This is a genomic window from Halobellus captivus, from assembly GCF_007655485.1.
In the GTDB taxonomy this organism is placed as follows: Archaea; Halobacteriota; Halobacteria; order Halobacteriales; family Haloferacaceae; genus Haloquadratum; species Haloquadratum captivum.
The window spans coordinates 51484-55469 of the sequence record NZ_VJXQ01000008.1; the positions used below are offsets into that span (position 1 = coordinate 51484).

Genomic DNA, 3986 nt, shown 5'->3' on the forward strand with positions numbered 1-3986 from the left:
TGGCGAGAACATCCCTCACGTAGGGAAATTCTATGATCACGGCCTTCACAGCTACATCTGGGGACAGAACCTCATCTACGCACTCTATGCCGACGAGAAAACCACCTACCCACTTGGCTTTCGCCTCTACAAGAAAAACGATAAACGCCGGATTGAACTCGCTATCGAACTCGTTGACGAACTCATCGAGATAGGTGTCCCGGCTGACACCTATCTCTTCGATATGCTCTACTGTTCCGAGACGTAGATCCATTCGCCTGCCCGTCTTGCGGTGAAAGCGAGACCACCGAACGGATAGGTGATTCTCAGTTCAATCCCAACGGTCTGTGTGAGAGTTGGTTCTGCGATGAGTGTGGAGTGAACTACGATGTCGAGTACGTCGCCGTCCGAAAGGAGGTTCCTCAATGAGAGACGATGCGAGTCTCGGAGACGAAGTCAAGTAACTAAACACGACCATCAGCTAGACACAATCGTATCTCCCGCAACACTAGCCGGGACGAAGAAACGCCCGACAACTGCACCCCTTAGTCTAAATGATCTAGTAAGCTATCTACTGCTCCCTCTTCAGGAGATAGCGTCGTGCTTCTGAGACGGTTAGCGGAAGTTCATCTCTATCGAGAACTCCCTCAAACATCTCTACCGGGGCTGGCGGTCGAAGTCCGTTCTCCACCAACAAGGAACTGTCCGTCAGGACCTCCCGCACGGATCTGTCTGCGACTATCGACCCGTTCTGTCCGACAAGGATCACCCGCTCAGCGACTTCAGGCACCATATCAAGCGATGGTGTGAACAGTAGAAACGTCCCCTCGTGATCAGTGACTAGATCAAGGATACGTTCCCGATACTGAGGATCAACGGCTCCAAATGGTTCATCCAGCAGCAGCACGTTGGGATCGAACGCAAAGACACTCGCCACGGCGGCCCGCTGTTTTTCCCCCCCTGAGAGACGGAACGGCGGCCGGTCAAGCAGGTCGAGCAATCCGAGTTGGTCCGCGAGCCGGTCGACGCGGCGCTCGGCAACGTCGCGTGGTACACCGAGCTGTGCTGGTCCGTACTCGATGTCTTCGCGGACGGTCGCATTGAATAGGTAGTCGTCCGGGTCCTGGAGCAGCACGCCGAGTCGCTCTCTGACTGCTTCGGCGTCAGTCGTCTCCCCGAAGTAGCGTACCGATCCCGTCGATGGGTCGATGAGCCCACCGAGGGCGAGTTGGAGCGTGCTCTTCCCTGAGCCGTTCGCACCGACGACCGCAACTCGTTCTCCTCGTTCGACGGTCGTGTCCACGTTTCGTATTGCAGTCGTTCCATCTGGATATTCGTATGAGAGACCTTGAGCTTCGATCACAGGCCCCATCGAATCACCACTGTTCCAACCATAACGATGACCGCCAGCGCTGCTAGCGTATAGTCGTACATATCTATTGTTCGCGACCTCCGATAGGGGGACGGCGGCCGGTCGCCACCGCGGGCCCGCATCCCCTGCCCGACGCGCTCGCCACAGTCAAGCGTTCTCAGGAGGAAGATACCCGCGAGTTGCTTTGCGTCATACCATCCACCACGGGAACCTAATCGACCGGTCGTTCGGCTGTTTCGGGCGAGGATCAGCCGCCACAGTTCGTCGAAGAACAGGAACAGGTACCGGTAGGTAACTGCAATGACCCATACGAGGGTGACCGGAATTCGCAATTCCCGCATCGCGGCTATGATCGACGAGAACTTGGTCGTCATCACGATCAGCGATAGGAGTGCCACACCAACGCCGACGCGCATCGTGAACAGGACGACGTACGCGACGCCGGCATCGGTGACGGCCAGTCCGAACACCTGGACGAGTGGGTCACCAGGGAGCAACACAACTTGCGGGAAGACAATCAGAGCAGAAACGAAGGGGGCGACCGCACAGCGGGTAGCCAGTCTCCGCAACGGGACAGCTGAGAGCCACGCAAGCACAGCCGTTATAAGTCCGAACATAACCGTAACCGAGAGGGACCGCGTGAGCATCACGGCTATGGCGAACCCGCTAACTGAGAGGAGAGTCACGCGAGGGTCTCGTTGCTGCAGGAACCCGTCTCCAGCGGCAACCTGTTCGGCCGTGAAGACGGCACGGAGCGCGCCCGTGATCGACTCAGCGGAGCGGGCGACAACGCCGGTCACAGTTCTAGGAGTCGACCGAGTCCGAGGGCGACCGCTAGAGTGAGGGACGTCCCGACCACAGCCGAGACGAGCGTTCCGAGCGGCGGTGCGAGCCCTAACACCGAGTAGTCCGGGAGGAGACCGGGATTGATCGCGCTGGCGGCGTCGGCGGCACCCGTCGCTTCGGCGGCGTTCTCCAGCGGTTCGGCGTAGCCGACGGCCCCCGACGCCCACCCGAACGCGGGCGCGAGGATCACGAGCGCGAGGACGAAGAGGAGCGCCCGCCGCATCCAGGAGGCCGTCGAGACGGTGTTCATAGGCCCACCTCCGGCGCGAGCGCGTCGTCCGAGAAGCGACCCAGCACCAGATCCGGCCGGGCGTCCGCGACGTACCCGTAGACGGCGGCCGTGATCGCCCCCTCGATGAGGCCGAGCAGGGCGTGGCCGACGACCATAATCGGTACCGTCACGCCGACCTCGTAGGCGAACGCCGACGAGAGACCGACACCGAGGCCGACCACCAGCGCCGAGACAGTGATCGCGCCCCACCCGGCCACGAAGGCGGCACCGGTCTCGTGGAAGCGCCTGCTCGCGCGGAACAGCCCGTAGCCGACGAACACGTCAACGACTGCCATCGCGAACAGGTTCCCACCGAGCGCGACGATTCCCCCATCGCCGAACACGAGCGCCTGGATCGTGACGACGGCCGTCATCGCGAGCACGCCAAGGTATGGCCCGAGGAGGATCCCGGCAAACGCGCCGCCGACGAAGTGGGCGCTGGTCCCGCCAGGAATCGGCCAGTTCAGCATCTGCGCGGCGAAGATTCCCGCCGCGACCACGCCAAGGAGCGGCGTTCGCTCGTTCCCGAGTTCTCCCTTGGCGCGCCTGACTGCGATCCCGATTATCACTCCGGAGCCGAGCCAGAACGCCCCTGCTACCCACAGGTCGAGAAATCCATCTGGTATGTGCATTCGTACCACTAACGATGCTCAGGGTGATAATAATACTTTTGGTTGTGCAGATAATACTGCTAAGACAATGATTCACATCAAGGCTCGCCATCGATTAACCGCTGGCTGGGAAAATACCGACTTATGACCGAAGACGTTGACCGAATGAGCATCACCCTTCCGCCGAGTCTCCTCGCTCAGCTGGACGGGGTGGTAGATGCTGGGGAATACAACAGCCGATCCGAGGCGACCAGGGACGCTCTTCGCGCGTTTGTTACCGAATTTAACCAGCAAACTGACCTCTCCGGTATGCTTAGGGGGACTGTGGTTGTCCTCTACGAACATGACCATAGTGGGGTGACTAACGTGATGACCGAACTCCAGCATAACTTCACGGAGACGATCATCGCATCACATCACGTCCATCTCAGCGACAACCTGTGTCTTGAGTCCATTGCTGTCGATGGGAGGGGAGAGCAAATCGAGACGTTCTTGTCCCAGATTCGACCATTGAAAGGCGTCAAGCAGGTCAAACTGACCGTTGTCGAAGCAGACCGATAGCCAACAACCCTCAGTTAGAGCTCCTGGAAATCGTGTACAATTTCCCTCACAAGCCTCTATGGCAGCGTGGGATTTCCAAGAACTCAAGCACCGAATACCAATCCTCAAAAGCTAATTTTACTGTAATAGGGGCTGATAGGCATCCAAGATACGCGTTCATCGAACCAGCGGCCAGACTACTATCCCGGGGGTGTCGGGGCCCTCGGCGCCGTTCTCGCAGTTGTCGGCCGGCATCTCCAGGTCGGTTCGGTCAATAGACCTCAGAAGCGCTCGACGACACAGATCCCCGTGCAATGTAACAGGTGATCGATGATCGGGTCGTGTTTAGTTAAGGATGAAGAGTGAG

5 protein-coding genes and 1 pseudogene are annotated in these 3986 nt (G+C 59.1%); 2 read left to right on the forward strand and 4 right to left on the reverse strand.

Annotated elements, in window-relative coordinates:
* Positions 1-190, forward strand: a pseudogene (locus FJT57_RS16755) (IS701 family transposase); the annotation flags it as partial.
* A 360-nt stretch (positions 191-550) separates the two neighbouring features.
* Here FJT57_RS16755 and FJT57_RS15455 read toward each other — a convergent pair.
* From FJT57_RS15455 to FJT57_RS15470, 4 genes are read right to left on the reverse strand one after another with little or no spacing between them, the layout of a single operon-like run.
* Positions 551-1351 carry an energy-coupling factor ABC transporter ATP-binding protein gene (locus tag FJT57_RS15455; protein ID WP_144906702.1) on the reverse strand — a complete coding sequence of 267 codons (801 nt, stop codon included), beginning with the start codon at positions 1349-1351 and terminating at the stop codon, positions 551-553.
* Positions 1339-2151, reverse strand: coding sequence for a cobalt ECF transporter T component CbiQ (gene cbiQ / locus FJT57_RS15460; RefSeq protein WP_144906704.1), 813 nt, complete (start codon positions 2149-2151; stop codon positions 1339-1341). The genes FJT57_RS15455 and cbiQ overlap by 13 nt, the downstream gene beginning before the upstream one ends.
* On the reverse strand, positions 2148-2447 hold the full coding sequence (locus FJT57_RS15465; RefSeq protein ID WP_144906706.1) for a PDGLE domain-containing protein: 300 nt from the start codon (positions 2445-2447) through the stop codon (positions 2148-2150). The genes cbiQ and FJT57_RS15465 overlap by 4 nt, the downstream gene beginning before the upstream one ends.
* Positions 2444-3100: an energy-coupling factor ABC transporter permease gene (locus tag FJT57_RS15470; RefSeq protein WP_144906708.1), complete on the reverse strand. Its 657-nt coding sequence runs from the start codon at positions 3098-3100 to the stop codon at positions 2444-2446. The genes FJT57_RS15465 and FJT57_RS15470 overlap by 4 nt, the downstream gene beginning before the upstream one ends.
* A 123-nt stretch (positions 3101-3223) precedes the next feature.
* Here FJT57_RS15470 and nikR point away from each other — a divergent pair, with 123 nt between their 5' ends.
* Positions 3224-3640 (forward strand): nickel-responsive transcriptional regulator NikR, encoded by a 417-nt coding sequence (gene nikR / locus FJT57_RS15475; RefSeq protein ID WP_144906710.1) that lies wholly within the window; start codon positions 3224-3226, stop codon positions 3638-3640.
* The last annotated feature ends 346 nt before the right edge of the window (positions 3641-3986 follow it).

Bases quoted from the DNA above. Each gene is read 5' to 3' on its own strand.
- FJT57_RS15455 (WP_144906702.1), bottom strand. From the start codon at position 1,351: ATGGGGCCTGTGATCGAAGCTCAAGGTCTCTCATACGAATATCCAGAT.
- FJT57_RS15465 (WP_144906706.1), bottom strand. From the start codon at position 2,447: ATGAACACCGTCTCGACGGCCTCCTGGATGCGGCGGGCGCTCCTCTTC.
- FJT57_RS15470 (WP_144906708.1), bottom strand. From the start codon at position 3,100: ATGCACATACCAGATGGATTTCTCGACCTGTGGGTAGCAGGGGCGTTC.
- nikR (WP_144906710.1), top strand. From the start codon at position 3,224: ATGACCGAAGACGTTGACCGAATGAGCATCACCCTTCCGCCGAGTCTC.